Origin of the sequence: Pseudoselenomonas caprae, from assembly GCF_008271345.1 — a bacterium.
Taxonomy (GTDB): Bacteria; Bacillota; Negativicutes; order Selenomonadales; family Selenomonadaceae; genus Selenomonas_A; species Selenomonas_A caprae.
On record NZ_VTOZ01000020.1, the window covers coordinates 1 to 26625 of the forward strand.

Below are 26625 nucleotides of genomic sequence, written 5' to 3' on the forward strand. Positions count from 1 at the left end.
TTATTTAAAGGATGAGAAACATGACTGACTTTTAAAAAATCTCTAATGGCATCAAAAATAGCTTACAAAAGTCCTTCGGGGGGGACGGTTTGCTATATATCCTTTTGGAGAGCTTGGTGTTGTTACTAAAAGGATTTTGGAAGAGCAGTTTGGCTTGAATCCTGTGTATATTTTCGATGAAAATATAAGTAAATTTAATCCCCATGTAAAAGCGTCATCTGCATTGATTGAATTGAATAAAGAGGGTAATGAAGATATAGTTTTAATTCTTGCTACAGCGGATCCAGCTATACATGATATACTCCGCGAAAAAGTATTAGGGATTATTTCGGAGAAACGTATATTGGATGTTTTTCAAAAGGATTTGAATCGTGGAGGCCTTTGGAATCCTAAAAATTGGGAAAAGACACAATGTGGTAAACATAGTTATGGAGGCCTTTGTAATCATCCTTTGGTAAAACAAGTGGGAGCTTTTTGCAGTTTTGCTGCTGGTTCCACAGTAATTAACAATCATCCAACTAATTTACTTTCTACATCGCCTTTTTTGACTGGTAGTGGTGGATTTGAAAATGTAGAGGGATTCAAGGAAGTTCCGTATGAGGCCTGGGAATCCGAAGAATGGTATATTTCGGGACTTGTTCCTCAAGGTAAGGTGCCAGGTGTACATCGTATAACTATTGGTAATGATGTATGGTTGGGAGCGAATGTAATTATAACCAATTATTCGGACATAGGTGATGGAGTGATAGCCGCAGCTGGAGCTGTTATTACCAAAACTGTACCGGCTTATGCCATCGTGGCTGGTGTTCCAGCCCGTATTATAAAGTTTCGTTATAATCCTAAACAGATAGAGGATTTGGAACGGATAAAATGGTGGAATTGGGATGATGAAGTCATTAGGGAGAGATATGATGATTTTTTCTTGCCTATAGATGAATTTATAGAAAAATATATAGAATGAGATATATTAGTGCCCGAAAGGAAAAGAGAGTGATTGATAACATGTTGGAATTTGTAGTTTGGGGAGCTGGGCTTAGAGGAAAACGGCTACATGGTCTTTTGGGGCAAAGGATAGTGGCTTTTATCGATAAGAACCATAAAGTAATGGATTCATTAGAGGGGATTCCGGTAATATCTTTTGAGAGATATCAGAAGGATTATGCTGGGTATCCTATTATTGTTTCCCCGCTTTATGCTGATGAGATAAACCTTGTTCTTCACGATTATAAGGATATACCTGTTATTTATACGGTAGAAGAACCATCTGAAATTTCTTTAGGAATGCCGGTTCATTTTGGAGATCTTAATTTAAGTAGATTCCCTAAAGAATTACCTTTGTATATTTATGGTATCAATCTTTTTGCTATTTTATTATATGAATATCTCAAACAGCATGGATGGCAGGAAGTTTCTTTTCTTCCAGGGCTTGAAGGTATCACTTTTGAACAAGCACAGCAGTTAGGTATAAGAGTAGAGACTAAGCCAAACAATAAAAATGTTATATTGTGTGCAGAAAAAAATATCGAAACGGCAAGTTGCGTATATCCAGCCAATAGAATTGAGGATTTTTGGAATCTTGCTTTGCAGATGGATAAATATCATCATCCGGAACTTAGAAAATATTTTAACATACATAAGAGAGCGGAGCGAAGGCTCTTTATTGTGGCAACTGGTCCAAGTCTTAGACTAGCAGATCTGGATAGGTTGCATGAGAAAAATGAGCTATGTATGAGTGTGAATATGGTCTATAGATGTTTCGATAGAACGCAATGGCGGCCAGATTATTATTTATTTGAAGACATGCATGGCTTAACGGAATATGAGCATGAGGTGAGGGATTTGAAGTTGCCAAATATTTTTTTGGCTGATACGGGTATCTCCCAGTGGTCTGCTAAACCGTTGGGGGAAAATATGCATGTTTATCATCTCTCGAATGACAGAGTGAATGGATGGCCAAGATTTTCTAAGGAAATAAGTCGGTTTGTCTCAGGAGGGAGAACAGTCGTCTTTTCTTGCCTGCAAATGGCGATGTACATGGGCTTTAAAGAAATATACTTGATTGGAGCGGATTGCGATTACAAAGGAATGCCTCAGGATGAAGGAAATCATTTTATTGAAGAATATTGCAGTCGTACAGACAAACAGCCGCGAACGTCATTCCCAGTACAGGAGACTTTTGTGAGCTATCAAGTTGCGCGCCACTATGCAGAGGAAAAAGGCGTGAAGATATACAACGCTACTCGGGGAGGGAAACTGGAGGTATTCGAACGGGTGGATTTTGATAGTCTGTTCTAAGATGGTGTGGTTTGATAAGGAAAACGACAACTGAATAAATGATAGAGTGACAGAGGAAAATGTTAGAACTGACGGAGGATAAATTAACGTGAAATGGTTTGATTATAATGAAGTCGTAAGTGAGAATAGAAATTGTAATTTTGCCGTTTTTGGAGCAGGGCACTATGGACAACGATTGATTTTTCGATTAATAGAAGATGATATAAAAAATATTATTGTTTATGATAATGATGAAAAGAAATGTGGAGAGTCAATATTAGGCATAGAGATATCGAAATTCGATGCTGAAGAAGAGAAAAAAGAATTGATATATCTAATTGCAGGGAATGATAAGGCAGTTAATAGTAATGCTGAAAGTATATATGGTTTTTTAAGAAAATATATAAATGATGATAGAATTTTTTTGGTAAAAGAAGAGTCGTTGGTACGATTGAGCAAGAAGGAAATAATAGATAATTCTTTGCGATATGTTAATGATATCATAAAGGTAGAAAAAAAACATATAAAAGAAAAAATTACGAAGGTAAGAAGTATTGCATATAGGACATTTGATATATCAAAAATTGCAATGATGGGAGGTGCTGGAAAAGTTCTGTATACACAAGAGGTTTTATTGGGAGATAAATATAATAACATCGATCTGTGTTATAGCTATAAAAAAGAAAATTGGATATCGCTTAGTTTGGATTATACATGCCCTAATGTTTTAGGCGCAGTGGAATTTGCAAAGGAAATATCATCTAAAGATGAGGATACAGCATATATTTCTCATGATATTTTTTCAGCAGCAGGTTTAGCTGCAAATGGAAAGAAATATGCTTTAGTATATCATAGCCAAGGCGAGACGGTTTATGAAATGGAGAAAATGGGGATATGTTTAAGAGAAAAAGAGAAGGAATTGATATATAGGTTAGAAGAATTTAGCTTGCGAAACGCATTTTGTGTAGTTTTTCCTAGTAGTGGGGCAAAATATTTTTTTGGAAAGACTTGGGGGGGATATGATTTAAAATATAAAGGAGGAGATGCGGCATATAATACGTTGCTTCCGAGTAATTTTAAATCATATTGTCCTGTAAGTGGAGTAGAAAAGGATGATGACTATATAACTTTTTTTAGTGTTGGTCAAATGACTACTTCAAAGGGTATGGATAGGATACCGATGTTTTTGGAAATAATTTCAAAGTATGTAACGAAGAAAATTAGATGGATTGTTGTTGCTAATGGAGTGCTGAAGGACAAAGTTAGAGCTGAAATGGATAGGCTCTGTTTATCTAATTCTTCGGTTGATTATATTCAGTTTGATTTTATGGAACATGAGCAAATAAATTATCTGTTTTCTATATCGGATGTATACATCATGCTGCACAGAATAAGCATTTTTGATTTGGCTACACTAGAGGCTATGTATCATAATTTACAGATTGTACTATCGAATGTTCCCGGGAATACAGAATTTAATGTTAGTGATAATATAAACTTGGTTGACGATGATACTGACTATAAATGTTTGATGGATAGATTGGTGTGCAAAAAAAATCATAATAGGAAAATATATGATAAATATTTTTCGAATGATGCTTTTGTTAAACGTTATGGTAAAATAATAGATGCCTTGGTAAACGGATAGCGAATTAGGTGATAAAATGGCTAAAGTCTCGATTATAATTCCTATATACAATGTTGAACCGTTTTTAAATGAGTGCTTGCAAAGTGTTGCAAATCAAACATATGGCGACTTTGAAGCGATATTAGTCGATGATGGTAGTACGGATGGTTGTCAAGCAATATGCAATGAATGGTGTGAGAGAGACCATAGATTTATATATTTTTATAAAGAAAATGGTGGGCTGGGCTCAGCTCGAAATTATGGCATAAAAAAAGCAAATGGAGAATGGATAACATTTCTTGATTCAGATGATTGGTTAGACTTGTTTTATCTAGAGAAGATGATTTCAAAAATTTCGGATAATGTCGATGCGGTTTATTGTGATACCGTCATCCGTATGGATAACGGTGTTAGTAAGATATCGAATGTTAGATCGATATTTAATTTTATTAATGCTGGTATTGAAGATCGCGTAGCTTTAGGGATTAATGCGAGTGTATGTGCAGCGTTGTATAAAAAAAGCTCGTGGGAAAAAATCGGAATAGAGTTTCCTCATATTATATATGAAGACACTGCTGTATATGGGGTATTAGTGTATTATTTTTGTTCATATGCTGTTGTTGAAATGCCTTTATATAATTATAGAAAACGTGTTGGTAGCATAATGCATTTGCACGGATTAAAATATAAAGAAATGATTATTGCTTTGCAATATTTATTATATTTAGCCAAGGATAGAAATATTTTTGAAAAATACAAAAGGGAATATTTGGAATTATGTCGTTCTCAATTGTCTCCTAGATGGAGAATGGCAAGAGAATTTGATGCAGGTAATATTCAAAGAGAAATGATTGATTTTTATCGTAAGAATTTTTCGATAGATGATACATCAAAAAAAATTGCAAGTATTGGAAGTCATATTGCTGCAAAAGTGTATGATGGTTTGGTTTTATTTCCTGATTATCAAAATGATGTATATTCATTTACGAGTATTATAAGTATAATGAGTAAACCAATAAAAAACAATTTACTATTGGATTATGTTGGCAATAATACGTATCGTATAGAAATGATAAAGAAAGATTTGGGAAAGTTATGGAAATGTAATACACAAAAATATGATTATATAATTGTTGATTTGCTGGATGAACGTAATGATATAATTACATATAAAGACAGTATGCTTTTATATAGTGAAGCGATTGAAACTCAATGCAAAATTAAAGATAATGTTGAAATATTGGATAGAGATTCTAGAGAAGGGAAGGCTGTATGGGAGGAAGCGGTGGATGATTTTTATGGTAATATAAAAAAAACCAATACAGAAATTATTTTAATTGAGTTGTATTTAGTGGAACAATATGGTTCTTTTAAGAATAGAAAGTCATACAACAACTTGAATGAAATAAGAAGGATCAATCATCGTCTTGCGTCTTATTATAATTATATTAAGAATAAATACAATGTCATATCTGTAAAAATAGATCCACAATATTGTTACACAGATGAGACATATAAGTTTGGTTGCTTTCCTTGGTATTATAATGATGTGGCAATATATATACTGAGGAAAAAAATTAGGGAAATAGTTTGGAGTAAGCTGTGATTGATTTTTTTATGTAACAAAGTTTCGGATATGATTGAATAAACAAAAAGATATGTTTTTATATTAGGTATATTTCTGTTGAATATTTTTATTTAGAAAGAGGAATAAAATGGATTATGCCCAAAAGAATTTTGATGAAAGTTTTATGGAATATAGAAATTCATCTATGGCAATATATGGCGTCGGAAAAAATGCGGAATATATTTTGAAGAATATCAAGGGATATAATATTCGGTGCTTAATAGACGATAATATTGTAGGAAGTGAATTGTATGGGCTTCCAGTTGTCTCTATATATAAAGCTTTAAACTTGAGTGACGTAATAGTCATTGCTGCAACACCGGCATCTACTAGAATTGTATATAATAGGATAAAGGGAATATTACCAGCAGAATTTCCTGTATTTGATATGCAAGGGCATAGATTGAATGTGGAGAATATACGTAATCCTTATTGGGATGTCTGTTACGAAGATCTTTGCAAAAAGATTGATGATAATGAAATAGTAACATTTGATATTTTTGATACGCTATTAATGCGTAAGGTCCTTGAACCTAGAGATGTTTTTTTTCTGGTCGAAAGAGAATTAAGAGAAAATGGGAATAATATACCATTTGCGGAGTGGAGAATTGAATCAGAGAAAATACTTCGTCTCGATTGTAAGGAGCCAAGCCTAGATGAAATATATGAATATATGAGTAAAAAAAATGCAATTTCATTGAGCGATATAGATGAAATAAAGGCTATGGAATTGTTGTGGGAAGAAAAAGTTTTGTGCCCTAGGGTGCAAGTGCTTGATGCGTTAAAATATGCTACTGATAAAGGTAAAGAAGTATATTTAATATCTGACATGTATTTGCCATCATGCGTATTAGACACTATATTGAAAAAAAATGGGATAAGTGGTTACAAGAAAATATTTGTCTCTAATGAGTGGGGCATGACAAAGCATGATGGAGGCTTATATAAAGTATTTTTAAATAGTGTGAAAGAAAACAAAAAAATAATACATGTTGGTGATAACTGGTTTAGTGATGGCGAAATGGCAAGACGATTTGGAATTTCGACTTTTGTGGTAATGAGTGCGAAAGAAATGTTGGAAACATCTGCTATTGCAAAAATAAAAAAAAATGTAACTAACTTAGACGATAAGATTTTTTTGGGCGAGGTTATAAATGTTTTGTTTAATTCGCCTTTTGCGTTGTCTTTAGGTAAGGGAAAAATAAAATTCGATAATTTAGCAACAATGGCTTGTTCTTGTTTTGTTGGTGTGGCTATGGGGGTTATCAGTTGGATTATAGATAAAGTGAAAGGAAAAAATGCGATTGTATTGTTTTCGTCACGTGATTGTTATTTCTTATATCAGATGTATCAAAAACTTAAAGCTATTGGATTGGATATACCTACTGCAGATTATTTTTATGTGTCGCGTCAAGCACTTAGAGGTGGGGAGATAACATCGTTTGATAGAATAGAACCAGGTTTTCAATATGCGCGGAAGGCCTATAGTAATATGAAATTCAGAGAATATCTAAATTTGGTATACGGCACGGATTATAATTTGTCATATGATGGTTTGTTTGGAGATATGGATGATGAAGAATTTAATGAATGTTTGCGAGTAGAATTAGCCAATCATAGAAGTGAAATAGTATCGATTTCGAAGGAGAAAAGGGATAATTTCTTGCGCTATATAAACAAAAAGAATTTAGAAAAATATAAAGAAATATACCTAGTGGACATTCAAACTACTGGTAATAGCTTGTCTAGTTTATCAAATCTTATCGCGAAAAAGATAAATTTATTGACGGTTAGACTGATAGTCAATAAAGATAATGAAGATTTACTTAATAAAAGCACATACGCTAAAGAGATATCGTCTTTATCATCATTTTCTAAGAAGAGTATGATATTAGAAAAAGTATATGCTTCTAGCGGAGGTCAGTTAATAGCATTTGATCAAGACGGAGAACCGTTGTTTAATGATGATACAAAGTATGATGCAGAGATGCTTAAAGAGTTGCAGGTTAATATGGAAAAGTTTATTAATTCATATTTAGATAAGAAATGGTATACAAGGAAACGTTCTATATGTTTAATGCTTAATATGCTTGATCTTTTAGATCCGACATGTTCGATAATGGATGATTCTATAATTGACAAATTTGTATCACATGATTATTTATCAGGATATGATGTCATAAATGAAATGAAAATAATTAGAAATTTATAGTAGTTTTGATCTAGTCGTGATATGTGTTAGAGGAAGGGGAATGAATGATGCTATAGGAGGCGATAGCGTTTATTTAGGAATGAAAAGGAGGTCGTGACACGATGGTAAAGGTATCAGTAATAATACCGTCATACAACGTTGGACAATATATTGAGCAATGTATTGAAAGTGTGATGCGACAAAGTTTAAAGGATATTGAAATTATTTGCGTGGATGCCAACTCTACGGATGGGACAACAGAAAAAATAAAAAAAATCGCAGCATATGATGACAGAATCCGTTTTGTAAATAGTGACGTAAAAAGTTATGGTCATCAGGTAAATATTGGCATCAGCCTAGCTCAGGGAATGTACACGGCTATTGTCGAATCAGATGACTATATTGTTGAAGATATGTATGAGACGCTCTTTGAAATCGGCGAATCTACAGAAGCGGAAATAGTCAAGGCAGATTACCAAAGGGTCATAGAAGTAGAGGGGATGAAGGAAAGAAAAGTATATATCCCTTTGTTTAGGAAGAAGGAATATTACAATAGGGTTATCGAGTTAAATGAATTGGACGATACGGTTAAAGATATAATTTTGGGTTCGGATTTCAATATATGGAGTGGTATATATAGAACGGATTTTTTAAGGGAAAACGAAATATTATGCAATGAGACATCTGGTGCTGCTTTTCAGGATATAGGTTTTGTTCTACAGGTGTTAGCTGTAGCCAAAAGCTTGTATTACGTAGATAAGGCTATGTATCAGTATCGGTATATGCGAGAGGGATCCTCTACTTTAAATCCAAAGGTGTTGGAGTTCGTATATCAGGAAATTAGATTCTTATTAAAAAAAGAAAGTATCAAAAGTTCTAGATGTTTTCCGTTGGTAATGAGACGACTTTCGCATATTTTTATGAACGAGTTTGGTCGTATGTCTGCTAAATATGATTTTCATCTAATGTTGGAGAAAGATTATTTGAAGATAAGGCCATTTTTCGAGCATTACGATACGGATGAATGGGATTTTTCTATGCTGATGGATCATCCTGTAACGTATGCTGTTTTTATGAGCAGGATAATAAAATGTCAGAAAAAATGGGAAAAGAATCTCGTAGAGCGATTAGAGGATAGAGATGTTATTATCGTTGGCTATGGGAAAAGAGGGAAGTGCCTAGAGGCGATTTGCAAGGGGCAGGGGATAAAAGTAAAAGCCTGTTGTGATAATGGTCGTATTACTGGTGCATTGTCGGTGGAAGAATGCTGCAAAGCGTATCCTCATGCTTATTATGTGATTACTTCCAAGTTTTTTGGTTTAACATTGAAACGTCAACTGTTGGAGTTGGGGCTTGAGCAGGAACAGATGGAAATTTTCCGTCCTTTTGATAAATTTATTTTTTATGGGGCGGGGAAAATTGGAAAGAAATGCGGATCGTTGTTCTCTAAACATAAGATAGAACCTGTTTGTTATCTTGATATGAATGTGGGCACGGAAAAGAAATATGTAGGTGAGGTGCCAGTCTTAAGTGCGAGGGATTTTTTTGAGGTCGAAGGGAAAGGATTTGCCAAGGAGGCAAGTATCCTAATTACTATGGCACACGGAGGGGAAGAAGTAAAGAGTAAGATTGTGTCCAAGGGGCTTGTATCTGCTAATGTATACAAATATGAAAATCGGTTGGAATTTTTAGATTTTGTCTTACCACGACTTATGAGATTATTGCACCATACAAATGATGACGAAAGTAAATCTTGGAATGATATTTATTTTGATCTGGGCAATGGTGTGGTTTTGGGGGGCGTTGAATCCTGGTCAGTAGATATGGGAAATTACTTAAAGAATAATGGTAAAAATGTCAAGTATATTTCCCGTAGTTATGAAACGAAAATTTATGATATGACCGATAAAGAGGTTATAGGGATAACGCAAGATAGTAAGACTCGTGATCTTGAATATGGTTTGATTGTTGCTGGAAAATTATTAAGCGAAAACAGGTTCGTTTATATCTGTAATTTTTGCAATATAATATTAGATATTATGGCTTGGCTTAAGAGTCGTTGCCATAAAGATATAAGAATAATAGCTGTTGTTCATAATGATATGAAGGAGTACTATGAGACTTACGCAAAATATATCGATAGTATTGATCGTATTTTGTATATGAGTTCTAAACAAAAAAGAATGTTGCTGGATGTTTATCATATTCCCACTAATAAGATCAAATATCTTGGGTGGTATATTCCATGTGTTGAATGTTTGGAACGCGGGTGGTCAGGCGTAGGTGATAGTTTAAAAATTGGTTATGCTGGTCGGCTGGAAATAGAACAGAAAAGAGCTGATTTACTGTTGTCACTTATTATAATGCTCTTAAAGAAAGATATGGATATACAATTTACTATTGCTGGTGACGGTAGTTATAGGAAAAGTATGGAAGAAGAATTGAAAAGGCAAGGTTTCGGGAGTAAAGTTGATTTCTTGGGGCAGTTACCAAAGAAGAAAATGGTATCTTTTTGGAAAACACAAGATGTTATGGTTTCTTGTTCGGATTGGGAAGGTAATAGTATTTCAAAGGCAGAGGCTATGGCAGCAGGAGCTGTACCAGTTGTTACCGATACATCGGGGGCCTTGGATGATATAGATAATGGTAGAAATGGGTACGTGGTTCCTGTAGGTGATGTTGATGAAATTGTAGAGGTCATTGGAAAACTATATAGACAAAGAGATTTGTTGCATATATTAGGTACGGCTGCACATGAAAGGATTTTAATTAACAATAGAAAAAATAATTTGAAAGATTTTTGGAATAGTATACTTTTTTAATATGAGGAGGATATGTGAAATGATAGTGCCAAAAGTTATAAAAGAGACATATAGTAAAATGCAGGACGACAAATCAAAACAGATATATTCTGATCGATTAATGTATAATATAACAGAAGATCCGAGCTTTATGAATAAAATTATTTATGAAATTGATGATTATAAACATTTGCTTAATGTTTTTGAGAAGCATAGGCACCAAAAAGTAATATTCTTTGGGGCAGGTTGGTGGAGTTCAATTCCCAGATATGCATTGCCTAAATTTTTTAATGTAGAGCCATTATTATATGTGGATAATTATTTACCAGCTGGCAGCAAGTGCTTGGGTATTCCGGTCATTTCATTTGATGAATTATGTAATAATTATAAAAATGAGTTTATAATTATTACAGCCTATGGAGCAAGAAAAGAGATATACAATCAGTTGATGTCTAATGGATTTGGTGACGATAATATTTTAATCCTTGCTGATATTGTAGATAAACCTGTGTATAAACAATACTTTGATTGTCCATATTTCGAACATGAGGATAATGAGGTCTTTATAGATGCTGGCGTTTTTGATGGAATGTCAGCTATAAGATTTGCGGAGTGGTCTAATGATAAATATGATCATATATATGGATTTGAGCCTAATGCAGCTAGTTATAGTAATTGTGCGAAGATATATAATACACTAAAGAATACTACTTTGTTCAATAAAGGGGTATGGGATAAAAATACTGTATTACAATTTAGAGAAAATGGTCCTGGATCTAAAATCATCGAGGATGAGAAAGCAATTGGTAATGATACGATATCTGTTGCTTCAATCGATGATGAATTAGCTGGAGAACGTGTTACATTTATAAAAATGGATGTAGAAGGTGCGGAATTAAAGGGACTATATGGTGCTGAAAAGACTATTCGTAAATGGATGCCTAAACTGGCAATATCCGTATACCATAAACCTACAGATTTATGGGAAATACCGAATATAATATTGAGTTTTAATGCGGATTATAAATTTTATATGCGTCATTATTTTTTCAATGATTGTGAAACTATATTGTACGCTTTTTAATATATTTAATGTATTTTTGGAGGAATAAAACGTGTGTAAAGTTTCAGTTTTAGTGCCGATATGTAATGTAGAAAAATACTTAGACCAATGTTTGTCAAGTTTAGCAGCACAGGATATGCTGGAGCTTGAGATTATATGCTTAAATGATGGTTCTTTAGATGATTCTTCTAAAATTGCACATAAATACGAACGGAACGATTCACGATTTCGTGTAATTGATAAGCCTAATAGTGGCTATGGGAAGACAATGAATTTGGGGTTATCTGTTGCTAAGGGGGAGTATATAGGAATTGTCGAGAGTGATGATTTTATAGAAAATAATATGTTTTCATTTTTGTATGATATAGCAAAGAATAATGATGCAGATGTAGTGAAATCTGCGTTTTGGATTCATACAAATGGTTCGGATGTATTTTGTGATGTTATTTCTGATGAGTGGTATGATAAAGTTGTGTCACAAGAAGATACTTTTGAAATTTTTGATTTAAATCCGAGTATTTGGAGTAATCTGTATAAGAAATCATTTTTGATAGAGAATGACATATCTTTTTCAGAGACACCAGGTGCATCATTTCAGGATATAGCTTGGCGGACAAAAGTATTTGCATCTGCTGAGCGAGCGGTGTTTACGAAAAAAGCATTTTATCATTATCGTCGCGATAATGTGAATGCGTCTGTACGTAGTAATGGTAAACTCTTCTGTGTGTGCGATGAGTATGATGAGGCTGAGAGGTTCCTTTCTTCACGGGATGACTGGGATGATAAATATCAATATTTAATCCCATATTTTAGATGGGGACATTATCTGTGGAATTGTTTTGATAGATGGCTTACTTTTGATAGCCAATGGAATTTCTATAACCATATGTGCGATGAAATGATTCAATATGAACGAAATGGCCGGTTGCATAAAGAATTTTGGAATAAATGGAGTTGGATTGCTTTACAAAAGTTGTTGGATGATCCTAAGCAGTTTTTCTTTGATAATTGTGTGATGTTATGGCGTAAATATATTGTAATGAATGGTTTTTTTAGTGTGTTTGATGAAGCTCCAAAGATTGCTATATACGGTGCTGGAAAAGTTGGAAGAGCGGCTTTGGATGCACTGCGTGTCCATGGTAAGCAAATCGATTGTTTTGTGGTGTCAGATATGGCAGACAATGATGATTATGTGAAGGGAGTTCGAGTTCGTTGCGTTGATGAGTTGGTTTTAGAGCAGGCAAATTATGTTATTTTAATGGCTACAGGTATGAAGGCACAGCCAGAGATACTGGCGAATCTACTTGATAAAGGCTTTACGCATGTGGTGTCGTTTATGCCAGAGGTGCGACAGGCCTTGCGTGTATGATATTTGATTGCTGATAGTTGAATCGGTATATTCGGGGATATATGGGATGCATAAATAGGGGAGGTTTATGATATTGACTGATATAGCTGGGATAAATGGTCAAAAACTTGTTGAATATTTGCCAACAGCGCTGATCCGTTGGTATCCGTTCGAGAAAGGGCGCAGAGCATTGCTTTTGGGCGAAGATGATGCTTTGGGTGTTGTACTGCGCAATGATTTCCAGATGGATTTGGTTGTTGCAGGAATTGAGCAATCAGGAGAGGTAGAAGGATCTTTTGATTATGTGTTATTGATAGGCAGCTTGGAACATGCCACTAATCCAGTGAAAGTTTTAATGAAGCTTCAGAAGCTGTTGGTTAGAGATGGCGTCCTTTTGTTAGGGCTAAATAATCGATTAGGTGTGCGATATTTCTGTGGAGATCGTGATCTTTATACTAATGAATCCTTTGATGGCGTGGAGAACTATCGTCGAGGGAAATCTTCTTCGGGGAGAATGTATGCTCGTAACGAAATAGAGGCGATGTTATCTGCTGCTGGTTGGTCACGGTGGAAGTTTTACTCGGTTCTGCCGAATTTAGCTGAGCCGGTGTTTCTTTTCGCAGATGGGCAGTTGCCAAAGGAGGATATGGCTAATCGCCTCTTCACGAACTATCATTATCCACCATCTGTATTCTTACAGGAAGAGTCTCTATATGGAACTTTGGCCGATAATGGATTGTTCCATCGGATGGCGAACGCCTTTCTGATAGAATGTTCGTTGACAGGAGAATTTGCGGATGCACTTTATGTGACGTCGTCTGTGGAACGTGGCAAAGAAAATGCCATGATGACGGTAATACATGATGATGGTACAGTCAGCAAGCAAGTAATTTACCCGGAAGGGAAGGATCGCCTAAAGTGCTTGGTAGAGCATATGGAGACGTTGCAGCAACGTGGTGTGCCTGTCGTGGAGGGGCATTTAGAGGATGATGGACACTATGTCATGCCCTATATCGAGTCCGTGACAGGTCAGGTCTATTTAAAAAACTTATTATTGAAGGATAAAGCGGCGTTTTTACAGGTTATGGATGATTTTCGGGATGCAATTTTGGCGTCTTCACCGATTCATCGCGGAGAATTTATCGATGCGCGAGGAGAGAAGGGAGAGACAGATCTCTTTGATGAGGCCTTTCTTGATATGGTCCCATTGAACAGTTTTTATCTGGATGGAAAATTCGTTTTCTTTGATCAGGAGTTTTCAGAACCGAACTATCCGGTAAATGTAGTTTTGACGCGCATGATTGCGACTTTGTATGCGGGCAATTCTGAGTTGCATCAGATACTTCCGGCAGATGAATTATATGAGCGGTATGGATTATTAGCGGAAAAACAGAGATGGCTGGAGATGGAGTGGGCGTTCTTACGGAAATTGCGTCAGGAAGATATTTTACGCGAATATCATCGCCAGGTGCGGCGAGATGATGACATAATGCAGGCAAATCGCAGACGGATGAATTATCCCGCTCGAGATTATCGGAAATTATTCTTTGACATATTCCAGGATGCAGATACAAAGAAGTTGATTCTTTTCGGTAGTGGCAGATATGCGCATGAATTTATGAATCTTTATCGTGTCCGTTATCCGGTATATGCTATCGTTGATAATAATGAAGCGGCATGGGGAAAAGAAATCCATGGCGTGCAAATCCAGCCACCGGCAATATTGGAAAAGATGCAGCCGGGAGAGTGCAAGGTCTTGGTTTGCATCAAAGACTTCCTGCCCGTTATGGAGCAGTTGGAGTCTCTGCGCGTTGATGATTACAGTATTTTCAATCCAGGCAAAAGTTATGTGGTTCCTAGAGCGCCAATGGTAGCGAATGCGGAAGTTTCTCTCAAACAGGAGAAGAAAAAGTATCATATTGGGTATGTAGCAGGAGTCTTTGATCTTTTTCATATCGGGCATTTGAATCTCCTGCGCCGGGCAAAGGAACAGTGCGATTATTTGATTGTAGGCGTGGTGTCTGACCGCCAGGTGCGTGAGGGCAAGAAGGTAGAGCCTTTTGTGCCGTTTGAGGAGCGCTTGGAAATGGTGCGAGCTTGCCGCTACGTGGATGAGGCACATGAAATCCCCTTCGAGCATCCGGATACGAATATGGCTTGGAAGCTTTATCACTTCGATGTACAATTCTCTGGTAGTGATTACGAACATGATTCGGTATGGCTGAAGAAGAAAGCATGGTTGGAGGAACGGGGCAGCACGATGGTGTTCTTCCCGTATACGCAGAGTACGTCGTCGACAAAGCTCAAGAAGTTGATTACGGAACGGCTGATTTGATAGCAAGAGTGGTTTTGTTTAGGCAGGTGTAAGTATGAAGGTAGTTTGTTCTCCGGTGGGGATTGTTGAGCATAGGCGGCCGCGTGGTGGATTGGAGAAGCTTGGTCAGAGTGGCTTTGCTGAGACGGTGGTGGATTTTGGGCTGTTTGCTGGTGGTTTTGCTGGGAAAAAACGGCGGGCTGAGGCTGAGGCTCATTGGCAGGAGTGGGCGGATCGGTATGTCGAGGAGGCCAAGCGACAGGGAGTGTTACTTGGCTTGGCTTTTGCTCCGCATTTTGAGTCCGAGCAGAAGATTCCGGATTCGGAAGAACTTGAGATAAGACTGGCAGAGATTTGTATCCAAAAGTCTGCTCAGTATAGTATTGACATGCTAGTGGTGCGTAGTTTGGTTGGTGGTAGTTATGCAGAGAATTTTGCGAAGAACCGTGAATACTTTCTGCGACTGGGGCGAATGGCACAATCGGCAAAAGTCCGCTTGCTCGTGGTGAATAGTTATAGGAATATAAACGGTCATTTGGTGCGTGGGTTCTGTGGTGAGCCAGCGCAGGCGGTGGCATTTGTCGATGAAATCAATGCGGCGTTAGGGGCAGAGGTGTTGGGCTTTTGTCTTGATGCGGGGGTGTGTAACCTCATAGGAATCAATATGTATGATTTCGTGACTGCTTTAGGCGCACGCTTGCAGGCGGTTATCCTGCGGGAAAACGATGGTGTCCATGATGATTCGTTGTTACCGTTTTCGTCGGCGCATGGCGGCGGTTCGCGCATGGATTGGCTGAATTTTATCCGTGGTTTGCGGGCAGTGCACTTTTCTGGCGTTGCGGTACTGGATTTTCGGACGACGCTTACGGCTTTGTCAGGGCTGTTGCGTCCTGCGATGCTATCCTTTGCGCATAAGGTGGCAGAGTATCTGACCTGGCAGGTGCAAATGGAGGAGTGTTTGCGACGTTATCCCAGTCGGGTATTGTTTGGTGCGGGGAATATGTGCCGGGCTTATATGAAATGCTATGGCGAGGAATTTCCGCCGCTTTATACTTGTGATAATAATCCGCAGGTCTGGGGGACAGAGTTCTGTGGACTTTCGGTGCATGCGCCGGAGGATTTACGGAGCTTGCCGGAGGATTGTGCGATATTTATCTGCAATATATATTATGAAGAAATCGAGCGACAGCTGCGGGATATGGGACTGAAGAATCCCATTGAGCGGTTTAATGATGAGTTCATGCCGTCGTTTCATTTTGAGCGGCTGGAGTCGGATGCATGGAAAGAGCAGGTGAAGGAATGACGGTACAGGGAATCGGCGTACAGACGAAAGAGGCAATCGATGATGCCTGTCCGGAAAATGGTTTCCGGCTTTTGCGGGAAGCTGGGTTTTCGCATGTGGATTTCAGTTTGAATGGTTATATGCGGAATACGGATATCTACAAGATGAAGAATAGCCATTTCTTTGACAAGTCAATGGCGGAACTGGAGGCGTTCTTCCGGCCGCATAAGCAGGCGGCTGCGAAGATGGGCATCACGATTGGGCAGATGCATATGCCCTATCCTGCCTATGTGCCGCAGGGGAATAACGAGCTCAACCGTTATCTATGGGAGGAAATGGCGCCCAAGAGTATGCAGCTTTGCAAGTTCTTTGACTGTCCGTATATCGTAATCCATGGGTTCAAGCTTACGTATTTCCTTGGTGCTGAGGAGGCTGAGTGGGCGGAGACGGAGCGGTTCATTCACTATCTGGCACCGATGGCCAAGGAGATGGGAATAACGGTCTGTATCGAGAATCTTTATGACAACTTGAATGGCCATATCGTTGAGGGACCGTGCTGTAATGTGGATAAGGCTGTCGAGCGGATTGACCGCATCAATGAGCAATATGGTGCTGAGGTGCTGGGCTTCTGTTTTGATACAGGCCATGCGAACCTGATAGGATTGGATTTTGAGTATTTCCTCACGCAGCTGGGGCAGCGGCTGAAGGTGCTGCATATCCATGATAACGATGGGCGGCTGGACTTGCATCAGATCCCCTTTACGTTCACGCGGACGCGGGAAAATGCCTCGTCCACGGATTGGGAAGGTTTTATCCGTGGCTTGCAGAATATTGACTATCAAGGTGTATTGAGTTTTGAGACGGCACCGGTGTTGACGGCATTTCCAGATGTGATGAAAGCGGATGCCTTGGAGTTTATTCATAAGATTGGACAGTATTTTGCTACACGAATTTCTGTTTAACTCGTTTAGAGTATTTGAAGATATCTTGATTTCCTCCACTAACTATCATATAATTATAGTTAGTGGAGGAAAGTGATATGATTAGAACGACATATGATTTATTAGATTCTTTTTCTGGTTATGCCAATCCTGATATGAAAATCAAGCGAATGGTTCAGGAGGGGAATCTTTTTCGTTTGCGAAGAGGATTATATGTAACAACCACTAAAATTTCCTCATATCTAGTAGCAGGTGTTATATATGGGCCGTCGTATATCTCGTTTGAAACTGCGCTTTCAAGATATGGTTTGATTCCGGAGCGTGTTTACGCTTGTACCTCAGCTACTTTTCGGAAGAATCGTTCCAAGATATATAAAAATGATTTGGGCGTTTTTACATATCGTGATATTCCTGCGGCTGCTTTTCCGCTTGGGGTTAAGTGTGAGAGGGAGAATGATATGTTTTATGCAATTGCATCGCCAGAAAAGGCATTATGCGATATGCTGTATGTTCAGAAACCCGTATATAGTCAAAAGGCATTGAGGGAATTGTTGTTTGCTGATTTGCGTATTGATGAGGCAGCTTTTGCGCAGCTAAATCGACAAGAGCTACAGCAGCTGGTGCCACGCTATAGACGGCGCACTTTGAATTTGCTAGGGGAATTATTGGACAAGGGGCGGTGAGCTGGTGGATACGTTATTGAATGACTATATGAAGTTCTATGAACCACAGACGGCGGATGACTATAGGAATGCGTTGAAGGAGATTGTCCAGGAGATTGCGTTATATGGATTGAGCCACAGTGATTTTTTTCAAAAAGCGGCTTTTTATGGTGGGACGTCATTGCGGATCTTTTACGGGCTGGATCGTTTTTCTGAAGATATGGATTTTTCCCTAGCTGAGCCGAATGCGGACTTTTCGTTGGAGAAATATTTTTCCTATGTGGAGGAAGCTTTGGCAAGTCATGGCCTAGAAATGTCGGTTTCTAAAAAGATAAAGGCCAATCAAACCGACGTTCAGTCGGCATTTATCAAGGGCGAAACCATAATCCAATTGATTACGATATGGGATAAAGAGGAGCGTGGATTTCCAGGGATTGCACCACATGAGGTAATAAAAATCAAGATGGAGATTGATACGAATCCTCCTGCGGGCGCTTCGTATGATATCAAGTATGGTCTGCGTCCTGTTCCTTACATGGTTCGATTGTATGATGAACCGTCGTTGTTTGCCGGTAAATTACACGCTGTGCTTTGTCGAAATTGGCGAAACAGGGTAAAAGGGCGAGACATTTATGACTTTGTCTGGTATATTACGAATAGGACAAAGGTCAATCTGTTCCATTTACAAAAGCGCCTGGAGCAGACTGGGCACTGGAATAAAGAAGATACTTTGACCATTCAGGATTTGAGGAATATGTTGGCTGAGAGATTTGATTCGATCGATTATGAACAGGCAAAGCAGGATGTGAGGAGTTTTATCAAAACGGAAGAAAAATTGCAGCTTTGGGGAACAGATTTTTTTAGAGCTTTATCAAGCCAAGTAGAGGCGATATAGTTAAGGTGGTTGGGATATGGAAAATGGGCGTCAGCGGTTAATCGAGGCCTATCGGAATGTGTTCCGCTTATGGCAACAAAGGCGTTTGATTGAGGCGGAAAAGTTGCTGGATGAGTTTTGGCAGCAAAGTGGCATGAAATCTTTGCGTGGGATGCTGCTTATGGCGTATATCCTGCGCGACCGGCAGAAGTATGTGTCAGAAGTCAAGGTGCTGGAGGAGCTGCTGGAACGTTTTGCGGATTCAGGTGAGGCAAAACTTTTGGCTGATGCCTGGAGTATGTTGGGCTCGGTGTTGCGGCGGCTTGGGGAGAGCGAGCTTTCGGTAGAAGCGTTTAAAAAATCTGTGGAGCTTGAGCCGGATAAGGAGCAGAAGCTCGTGGAGTGCAGCAATGCGCTTTTTTCGGCCAATGCCATCGATGGCGTTACTGCGGAATACATGCAGTCGCTATATGCGCTGTATCGGAGGCTCTTAGCGGATTTAGCGATAGAGCCATATCCAGTACCGGACTGGCAGCATGAAAAGATACGTGTGGGGTATCTTTCAGCTGACCTGCGCGATCATGCGGTGGCACAGTTCGTGCGGCCGCTGTTTTGTCAATATGACAGGGAGCGCTTTCGAGTTTATGGGTATTCGTTGGTGCGGCGGCCTGATGATGTGACGGCGGCTTTGCAGCAGGGCTGTGATACCTGGCGGGATGTTTCCGACGGTTCGTGGGCGGAAATAGCGCGACAGATACGGGCTGATGAAATCGACATTTTGGTGGATTTAGCCGGTCACTCAGCGGAAAATGCCTTGCCGGTGTTTGCGTATCGGCCGGCACCAGTACAGATTTCCGGGATTGGTTATTTCAATAGCACGGGAATGCAGGAGATGCAGGGATTCCTGTCTGATCGTTATTGTTCGCCGGAGGAATATTCGTCTTATTTTACGGAAAAATTACTGCGTCTGCCGCAGAGTCATTTCTGCTATCAGCCGTTTTCGAAGTTCCCTGCGGTGGGGCAGTTGCCGTGTCTGGCAAAGGGGTATGTGACGTTTGGTTGTTTCAATAATTTTGCGAAGGTCAATGATGGCATGCTGCTGCTGTGGAAGGAAATCCTGCAGCGGGTGCCGGATTCGCATCTATTGTTGAAACATTCGCTTTTGGGCACGGAGGAAGGTCTTTCCTATACGCGTCAGCGTTTTGAGCGGCTCGGAATGCCAATGGAACGCATCGAGTTTAGAGGATTATCGAAGGATTATCTCGAACAGTATAATGATATGGATATTGCTTTGGACACTAGTCCGTATCCCGGCGGTCTTACGACTTGCGAGGCCCTTTATATGGGGGTACCCGTGGTGACGCTGAAGGGAAATCGTCATGGGGCAAGATTCGGCTATAGTTTTCTGGCAAATCTTGGTCTGCAGGAGCTGGTCGCCGAGGCGGCGGAAGGCTATGTGGACATTGCTGTGAAGATTGCGGGTGATTGGGAACTGCTTGCTTTGTTGCGGGCAAATCTTCGCCGTATGATGCAGGAGTTGCCGCTTATGGATGGTGACGCGTATATGCGGGCAATGGAATCCCTATATGGGCGGCTTTATGAAGAATCGGTTTAACATTAGGATAGATAAGAAATCAGGAGTAGAGCATGATGCGACAGGATGGATTGGATTATTTGATTGTAGGCTCAGGGTTGTTTGGTGCGGTGTTTGCGCATGAGATGACGAAGCGGGGTAAGAAGTGTCTGGTGCTGGAGAAGCGTGAGGCCGTGGGCGGCAATATCCGTTGTGAGGAGCGCGATGGCATCAATGTGCATGTGTATGGCGCGCATATTTTCCATACGAATAACAAAGAGGTCTGGCAGTATGTGAACCAGTTTGCGGACTTCAATCAGTATGTGAATTCGCCGGTGGCCAATTTCCGTGGGGAGCTTTACAATCTGCCCTTCAATATGAATACGTTCCATGCCATGTGGGGCGTGACGACGCCGGCTGAGGCAGCGGCAAAGATTGCCGCGCAGCGGGCTGAGATAGAGGGTGAGCCGCGGAATCTCGAGGAGCAGGCCATCTCGCTGGTGGGCCGTGATATCTATGAGAAGCTGATCCAGGGCTATACGGAGAAGCAGTGGGGCCGCAAGTGTACCGAGCTGCCGGCTTTCATCATCAAGCGGCTGCCCGTGCGCTATACTTATGACAATAACTATTTCAATGCACTGTATCAGGGAATCCCTATCGGTGGCTATAATAAGATCATCGCGGGATTGCTGGAGGGCATCGAGGTAAGGACTGGCGTCGACTATAATGCATCCCGAGGGGAGTATGAAGGCGTGGCTCGCAAGGTGGTCTATACAGGAGCCTTGGATGAATATTTTGCCTATCAGCTCGGGCGGCTGGAGTATCGCGGCCTGAAGTTTGAGACAGAGCGGCTGGAACAGGAAAATCATCAAGGTGTGGCGGTCATGAACTATACGGCGGCGGAAGTTCCGTATACCCGCATCATCGAGCATAAGCACTTTGAGTTCGGCACGCAGCCGGTAACCTATGTGACCCGCGAGTATCCGCAGGAGTGGAAGCCAGGCGAAGAGGCCTATTATCCGGTCAATGACGAACGGAATCAGCAGCTTTATGAAAAATATGCCGAACTGGCGGCGAAGGAGGATAAGCTGATTCTTGGCGGCAGGTTGGCAATGTATAAATACTACGACATGGATAAAGTCATCGAGACGGCATTGTCAGCGGTGAAGAGAGAAGCAGCTGAAGAATAAAGTAATAGTTTGCCAGGGGGTGAACCGGATGGAGACTTTGGTGCAGGTGGCAGAGAAATATGCGCAAGGGGCAGATTTTGCCAAGTGGGATTGGCAAGGTCTTGTCCAGGCTTTCGAGCCGGTGTTTGCTAGGCAGGGCTTCCGTGACGAACACAGCAAGGGACAGCAGCATATCCTGCTGATACGGCTGGATGCGATGGGGGATATGGTCCTTACGACAGCTTTTGTTCGGGAGGTACGCCGCAATCATCCGGCAGCGTATATCACGCTTTTGGTCAGTCCCGCAATCTATCCGTTGGTGCAGAAGTGTCCCTATGTCAATCGGATATTGGTTCTTGATAAGCTGTTGTTCTACATCGACAAGAAAAGATTCTTTGCTGAGCTTTTGCAGCTTTGTGCAGAGAACTTCTGGTCTGAGCGCTATGCCATCAGCATCTGCCCGCAATGGGGCGACGATAAGACAGTATCCCAACTGGCGGCATATCTGAGTGGTTCTCAAAGGCGTGTGGGATATAGCTGTAATGTCGATACTGTATATGGATATCCAGTGAAAGACACCCGGATGGAATCGGCTTTGATGACGGATTCGTATGTCATTCCAGCAGATATCATCCATGAGGCAGAGCGGATGCTATATCTGCTGCGGCTGATGGAAATGAACGTGGCAGATGAACACATGGAAATATGGTATAGCCAAGCTGATGCACAAAAGGCAGAGATGTTATTGCAGGGAGGGCGGCAATCTGGCCGCTTTATGGTGGCCATAGGTCTGGGCGCTGGTCAGGAGAGCCGGAAGTACCCTGTGGAAAAATACGCAGAAGCACTGCAGGGGATATGCCGTCAGGGGGAAGTATATTTTGTCCTGTTAGGCGGCAAGAAGGAACAGGAAGATGCTAAAAGACTGCAGGCGCTGCTGCCAGCGGAGCTTACCTGTAATCTTGTGGGTAAGACTTCCGTTCTTGAGACGGCGGCAGTGCTGTCGTTTTGCGGCATGTATATAGGTAACGATACGGGCGTCATGCATATGGCGGCAGCAGCCGGTCTGCCAGTGGTCATGGTCTCACGAGAGGCGGAGGAGTTCTGTGGCAGTTTGGCGGGGGTGCTCAGCGAGAACCAGAGGTTTGCTCCCTGGCAGACGAACTACGTGATCTGCTGTCCGGACGAACAGATCGGTGCCTGTGCGAAGGAATTTTGTTATGGCGGCTGTAAAGAGAAATACAGCCACTGTATCAAGCAGGTAAATCCGGCAGATATTGTAAAGGCAGTAGAAATGTTAGTATAGACAGATGGAGGCGTGTAATGGCGGAAGAGATAAAGCCGGAACTTTTGGGGTTCTTGCAGGCGGGGGGGCTGCCGCTTAGGATATTGGTGGTGGAGAGTCTCTACTACCTGCCGGATCTCAGGCGGATGATGCCACGGGCGGAGATTTTGGCGGTGGCGGCTGAACCGGATGCGATGGATGGTTATGAGGGGCTGGATGTGGAGTTTTCCTGCGTGGATTATCTGTCCGAGCGCCTGCCGTTTGCTACGGAGAGCCTCGATTACATCATTTCGGATCTGACCTTGGAGCAGGCGGGGAATCCGCAGGATATCGCGGCGGGGTTCTCGACGTTCTTGAAGCAGACGGGGTCTTTCCTTACGAGTTTCCGCAATATCCGTCATTGGTCGGTGCTTGAGGAGCTGATGGATGGCCATTATTATCATGTGGTGGCGCGGCTTTATGCGAAGTCAGAGTTCGAGCGGCTGCTCTATGCTTCGTATTACAAGAATGTGACCGTGCGGCCGCAGCGGCGCGAGGCAGAAAGTGATATCGTGGACAAGCTCGTGGCGGCGGGCTTTGAAAATATCCATGCGGATATCGATACGGAGTTTTGGCTGGTGAAGGCTGATCGCTCGATGCCTGAGATGGCGCTGTTAAAGTCTATGTATACGAAGGAGCAGCGCAAACAGCTGTCGGATTATCTGCATCGCATCGAATACGGTGTGGATTTAGAGGGGCAATGCCGCTTGTTTTGGGCGTTTTATGAAGAGACGGGATTGTTTGCCGATTATACGGCAAATTTCGTGAAACAGGCAGTGTTCCATCCAGAAAGGTTCTATCGGAATCTTGTCCGCTATTCGGGGCGGGAACTCGATGAAATCGTGGCGATGCTGGAGAGTGCGCGGGAAAATGTGACTTCGGTGCAGGAACTGCGCTGGATCGAGGTGCTGGAGCAGGAATTGCAGGCGCAGCCGGGAAGATGAGGGATATTTGATGGATTTGACGATAAACAAAGCGCTTGACGATAGTAAGGTAGCCTTTATTACCTGCGTCAATAGTGAAGATTGGTATAGTGAGTGCCGCCTTTATCTGGAGCATTTGGAGCTGCCTGCTGGGATGACGGCTGAATTTATTCCCGTGCATGGCGCAGCTTCGATGTGTGCGGGCTACAATACTGGCATGCAGCAGTCGGATGCCAAGTATAAGGTCTATCTGCATCAGGATACGCTGGTAGTCAATAAGCATCTGGTGCGTGATCTGCAAAAACTGTTTGCCGATGAAACAGTAGGTGCAGTTGGTGTGATTGGCTGCCGCAGCCTGCCAAAGAGCGGTGTCTGGTGGGATGGGCTGCGGACGTATGGCCGTGTGCTGCATGCCTGCGAGCCCGAAAGCGTCGTCGATTCGCATTGCCGGGAGCCCGAGGGAGCATGCCAGGAGGTCGAGGCTGTCGATGGCCTGTTCATCGCGACACAGTATGATATCCCGTGGCGTGAAGACCTGTTCACGGGCTTTCATCTTTACGATACGTCGCTTTGCAAGGAGATGCAGCGGCGCGGGCTCAAGGTAGTAGTTCCTAATCAGGAAAAAGATTTCTGGTGCATCCATTGCCCGAAGGAAAAACCGCTGGCTGTGGAATATAAGGGGTATCAGAAGATATTCGTAAAGGAATATGGAAGCGAGCTGCATCCAGAGGTGTGAGTGAAAACCTGAAATTCCTGTAGTCTAGCAGGAGTTTCAGGTTTTTTGTCGAATGTAAGAAAATATGCGAGATTACGAGACGGAGTAGGAGTCCTTGTTCATGAACCACGATGTACTGAATTGGCTGAGTTTAGCAGATAAATTTGCGGCGGATGGCGATCCCAAGGGGATGCGCGCTTGTGCGCGGGAGCTTTGGGAGCTCGATGCGGAAAGCATGGACGGCGCAGCTGTCATGGCCGAAGCTGCCTTGTATTCGGGAGAACGCGAAGAGGCACAGACATTGGTGGAGGAGATCCTGGCAAGGAAGCCCAAGCATTTGCGTGGGCGGCTCGTAAAGGCTGGCCTGGCGGCTGTCGAGTTCCGTCTCGATGAGGAATTGCCGCTCTTGCATGAAATCGTCGCAGAGACGGAGCGCAAGCGGCAGGCACTTGACCCCGATGATGCGTATTATGGTGTGCTGCAGCATATCCTTGACAAAGCGCGTGGATGGCTTGCCGATGGGGAATATCTGGCAGCAGCACCTGACAAGGCGGCGGCGGAACTTCTGGCGCGCAGTGAGCTTATGGATGAGCCGCTGGCTAAGGCGGATTCGTACAGCAAGTACCTGTTCATGCGTAATTACCGGAATCAGTCGCTGCAGGAGAGCCGGCAGGCAGCTGAGCAATATGAACCGCTGCTTGGCATCACGGCTTATGCGCACGATGATGTGAAGAAATTGCCGGGCAAGAAGCTGCGCATCGGGTATCTGTCGCCGGATTTCCGTGAACATGCCGTAGCCTCTTTTCTGGAGCCGCTGCTCAAGTATTACGATGACAAGCGGTTTTCTATCTATTGCTATTCGACAGGGCGCACCGATGAGGTAACGCGTAAGCTGCGTGCCTGCCATGTACATTGGCGGGAGCTGCGCGGCCGCAGCCCGCGGACGGCGGCCCGGCTGATTGCTGAGGACAAGATCGATATCCTTGTCGATCTGTCGGGGCATACGCAGGGGAGCTGCCTGCCCATCATGGCATATCGTCCGGCACCCGTGCAGATGGCAGGCATTGGCTATATGAATACGACGGGTCTATCGGCTATTGATTATTTTCTTTCCGATGAGGTCTGTCTGCCGACAGGGGAGGCTACGGCCGCTGGGTTTACAGAAAAGATCCTGCGCCTGCCTCACTCGCATCTCTGCTATGCGCCAGGCTTTGTGCGCGAGATACCAGCAGCTGGTATGGAGGCTCCGTGTATGCGCAATGGCTATATAACCTTTGGCAGTTTCAACAATTTTGCCAAGGTGACCGATGAGACGCTGCTTTTGTGGCGGGGCATCCTCGATCAGGTCAAAGACTCGCGGCTTGTCATCAAGGGCAAGATTTGCAGCATCCCATCGGGACAGGCAATCGTGAAAGACCGCCTGACACGGCTGGGTATCAGCCTGGGACGTGTGGAGCTGCGGCCGTACAGTCCTGATTACCTCGAGCAGTACCGCGACATCGATATTGCGCTTGATACGATGCCGTATAATGGCGGCCTTACGACCTGTGAGGCACTCTATATGGGCGTGCCAGTTGTGAGCATTCGCGGGCGCAGTCACGGGGCACGCTTTGGGGCGTCAATTCTCACGAATGCTGGGGTCAAGGAGCTGGTGGTTGAAAATGACATCAACTATGTGCGCCGGGCTGTGCAGCTTGGCAATGCACCGGAGCTCGTGGGGGCGTACCATTCGGGGCTTAGGGCGAATCTGCTCAAATCGCCGCTCATGGATCGCAAAAACTATATGAATGAGTTGGAAACTGGTTATTGTCAAATATGGGAGAATTTTTGCACAAATTAAACAATAACAAAAAAACTTGCATTTTTGACAGTAATTTAGTATAATAACCTTTGGGACGTTCTTTTCTTCGTGTTTTTTAC

Annotated in this window: 19 protein-coding genes; all 19 read left to right on the top strand. The window is 42.0% G+C overall.

The window, feature by feature from the left end; all coding sequences use genetic code 11:
- The first annotated feature begins 136 nt into the window (after window positions 1-136).
- The 19 genes from FZ041_RS09720 to FZ041_RS09810 all read left to right on the top strand — a co-directional run bounded on the left by FZ041_RS09720 (window position 137) and on the right by FZ041_RS09810 (window position 26545).
- Window positions 137-961, top strand: a complete 825-nt coding sequence (locus tag FZ041_RS09720; RefSeq protein WP_187626358.1) for a CatB-related O-acetyltransferase — start codon at window positions 137-139, stop codon at window positions 959-961.
- Window positions 962-1002: 41 nt separating this feature from the next.
- Window positions 1003-2295: a 6-hydroxymethylpterin diphosphokinase MptE-like protein gene (locus FZ041_RS09725; protein ID WP_187626359.1), complete on the top strand. Its 1293-nt coding sequence runs from the start codon at window positions 1003-1005 to the stop codon at window positions 2293-2295.
- An 88-nt stretch (window positions 2296-2383) separates the two neighbouring features.
- Window positions 2384-3922, top strand: a complete 1539-nt coding sequence (locus FZ041_RS09730) for a glycosyltransferase (RefSeq protein ID WP_149189413.1) — start codon at window positions 2384-2386, stop codon at window positions 3920-3922.
- Between the two features lie 16 nt (window positions 3923-3938).
- A complete protein-coding gene (locus tag FZ041_RS09735; RefSeq protein WP_149189414.1) occupies window positions 3939-5507 on the top strand; it encodes a glycosyltransferase in 1569 nt (522 codons plus the stop codon).
- Window positions 5508-5616: 109 nt separating this feature from the next.
- Window positions 5617-7740: an HAD-IA family hydrolase gene (locus tag FZ041_RS09740; RefSeq protein WP_149189415.1), complete on the top strand. Its 2124-nt coding sequence runs from the start codon at window positions 5617-5619 to the stop codon at window positions 7738-7740.
- 101 nt (window positions 7741-7841) lie between these two features.
- Window positions 7842-10541: a glycosyltransferase gene (locus tag FZ041_RS09745; RefSeq protein ID WP_149189416.1), complete on the top strand. Its 2700-nt coding sequence runs from the start codon at window positions 7842-7844 to the stop codon at window positions 10539-10541.
- A 19-nt stretch (window positions 10542-10560) separates the two neighbouring features.
- Window positions 10561-11604, top strand: a complete 1044-nt coding sequence (locus FZ041_RS09750; protein ID WP_187626360.1) for an FkbM family methyltransferase — start codon at window positions 10561-10563, stop codon at window positions 11602-11604.
- A 31-nt stretch (window positions 11605-11635) separates the two neighbouring features.
- On the top strand, window positions 11636-12952 hold the full coding sequence (locus tag FZ041_RS09755; RefSeq protein ID WP_149189418.1) for a glycosyltransferase: 1317 nt from the start codon (window positions 11636-11638) through the stop codon (window positions 12950-12952).
- Between the two features lie 73 nt (window positions 12953-13025).
- Window positions 13026-15266: an adenylyltransferase/cytidyltransferase family protein gene (locus FZ041_RS14830; protein WP_255449335.1), complete on the top strand. Its 2241-nt coding sequence runs from the start codon at window positions 13026-13028 to the stop codon at window positions 15264-15266.
- Window positions 15267-15300: 34 nt separating this feature from the next.
- The gene (locus FZ041_RS09765; RefSeq protein WP_149189419.1) at window positions 15301-16548 is read left to right on the top strand and encodes a sugar phosphate isomerase/epimerase; all 1248 of its coding nucleotides are present in this window, start codon (window positions 15301-15303) and stop codon (window positions 16546-16548) included.
- Complete coding sequence (locus tag FZ041_RS09770; RefSeq protein ID WP_222931154.1) at window positions 16524-17489, top strand: sugar phosphate isomerase/epimerase family protein; 966 nt, start codon at window positions 16524-16526, stop codon at window positions 17487-17489. The genes FZ041_RS09765 and FZ041_RS09770 overlap by 25 nt, the downstream gene beginning before the upstream one ends.
- A gap of 77 nt (window positions 17490-17566) precedes the next feature.
- Window positions 17567-18151 (top strand): type IV toxin-antitoxin system AbiEi family antitoxin domain-containing protein, encoded by a 585-nt coding sequence (locus FZ041_RS09775; protein ID WP_075428986.1) that lies wholly within the window; start codon window positions 17567-17569, stop codon window positions 18149-18151.
- A 4-nt stretch (window positions 18152-18155) separates the two neighbouring features.
- Window positions 18156-19025 carry a nucleotidyl transferase AbiEii/AbiGii toxin family protein gene (locus FZ041_RS09780; RefSeq protein ID WP_222931155.1) on the top strand — a complete coding sequence of 290 codons (870 nt, stop codon included), beginning with the start codon at window positions 18156-18158 and terminating at the stop codon, window positions 19023-19025.
- A 16-nt stretch (window positions 19026-19041) separates the two neighbouring features.
- Window positions 19042-20619: an O-linked N-acetylglucosamine transferase, SPINDLY family protein gene (locus FZ041_RS09785; protein ID WP_149189420.1), complete on the top strand. Its 1578-nt coding sequence runs from the start codon at window positions 19042-19044 to the stop codon at window positions 20617-20619.
- A gap of 32 nt (window positions 20620-20651) precedes the next feature.
- Window positions 20652-21767 (top strand): UDP-galactopyranose mutase, encoded by a 1116-nt coding sequence (glf, locus tag FZ041_RS09790; RefSeq protein ID WP_255449336.1) that lies wholly within the window; start codon window positions 20652-20654, stop codon window positions 21765-21767.
- A 28-nt stretch (window positions 21768-21795) separates the two neighbouring features.
- Complete coding sequence (locus FZ041_RS09795) at window positions 21796-23049, top strand: glycosyltransferase family 9 protein (protein WP_149189421.1); 1254 nt, start codon at window positions 21796-21798, stop codon at window positions 23047-23049.
- A gap of 17 nt (window positions 23050-23066) precedes the next feature.
- Window positions 23067-24011 (top strand): class I SAM-dependent methyltransferase, encoded by a 945-nt coding sequence (locus tag FZ041_RS09800; protein WP_149189422.1) that lies wholly within the window; start codon window positions 23067-23069, stop codon window positions 24009-24011.
- Between the two features lie 10 nt (window positions 24012-24021).
- Window positions 24022-24726 (top strand): glycosyltransferase family protein, encoded by a 705-nt coding sequence (locus FZ041_RS09805; RefSeq protein ID WP_149189423.1) that lies wholly within the window; start codon window positions 24022-24024, stop codon window positions 24724-24726.
- Window positions 24727-24826: 100 nt separating this feature from the next.
- Window positions 24827-26545 (top strand): O-linked N-acetylglucosamine transferase, SPINDLY family protein, encoded by a 1719-nt coding sequence (locus tag FZ041_RS09810; RefSeq protein ID WP_149189424.1) that lies wholly within the window; start codon window positions 24827-24829, stop codon window positions 26543-26545.
- Window positions 26546-26625: the final 80 nt, after the last annotated feature.

Coding starts and splice junctions, on each gene's coding strand:
- FZ041_RS09725 (WP_187626359.1), top strand. CDS start 1,003: ATGTTGGAATTTGTAGTTTGGGGAGCTGGGCTTAGAGGAAAACGGCTA.
- FZ041_RS09735 (WP_149189414.1), top strand. CDS start 3,939: ATGGCTAAAGTCTCGATTATAATTCCTATATACAATGTTGAACCGTTT.
- FZ041_RS09740 (WP_149189415.1), top strand. CDS start 5,617: ATGGATTATGCCCAAAAGAATTTTGATGAAAGTTTTATGGAATATAGA.
- FZ041_RS09745 (WP_149189416.1), top strand. CDS start 7,842: ATGGTAAAGGTATCAGTAATAATACCGTCATACAACGTTGGACAATAT.
- FZ041_RS09750 (WP_187626360.1), top strand. CDS start 10,561: ATGATAGTGCCAAAAGTTATAAAAGAGACATATAGTAAAATGCAGGAC.
- FZ041_RS09765 (WP_149189419.1), top strand. CDS start 15,301: ATGAAGGTAGTTTGTTCTCCGGTGGGGATTGTTGAGCATAGGCGGCCG.
- FZ041_RS09770 (WP_222931154.1), top strand. CDS start 16,524: ATGGAAAGAGCAGGTGAAGGAATGACGGTACAGGGAATCGGCGTACAG.
- FZ041_RS09775 (WP_075428986.1), top strand. CDS start 17,567: ATGATTAGAACGACATATGATTTATTAGATTCTTTTTCTGGTTATGCC.
- FZ041_RS09785 (WP_149189420.1), top strand. CDS start 19,042: ATGGAAAATGGGCGTCAGCGGTTAATCGAGGCCTATCGGAATGTGTTC.
- glf (WP_255449336.1), top strand. CDS start 20,652: ATGATGCGACAGGATGGATTGGATTATTTGATTGTAGGCTCAGGGTTG.
- FZ041_RS09795 (WP_149189421.1), top strand. CDS start 21,796: ATGGAGACTTTGGTGCAGGTGGCAGAGAAATATGCGCAAGGGGCAGAT.
- FZ041_RS09800 (WP_149189422.1), top strand. CDS start 23,067: ATGGCGGAAGAGATAAAGCCGGAACTTTTGGGGTTCTTGCAGGCGGGG.
- FZ041_RS09805 (WP_149189423.1), top strand. CDS start 24,022: ATGGATTTGACGATAAACAAAGCGCTTGACGATAGTAAGGTAGCCTTT.
- FZ041_RS09810 (WP_149189424.1), top strand. CDS start 24,827: ATGAACCACGATGTACTGAATTGGCTGAGTTTAGCAGATAAATTTGCG.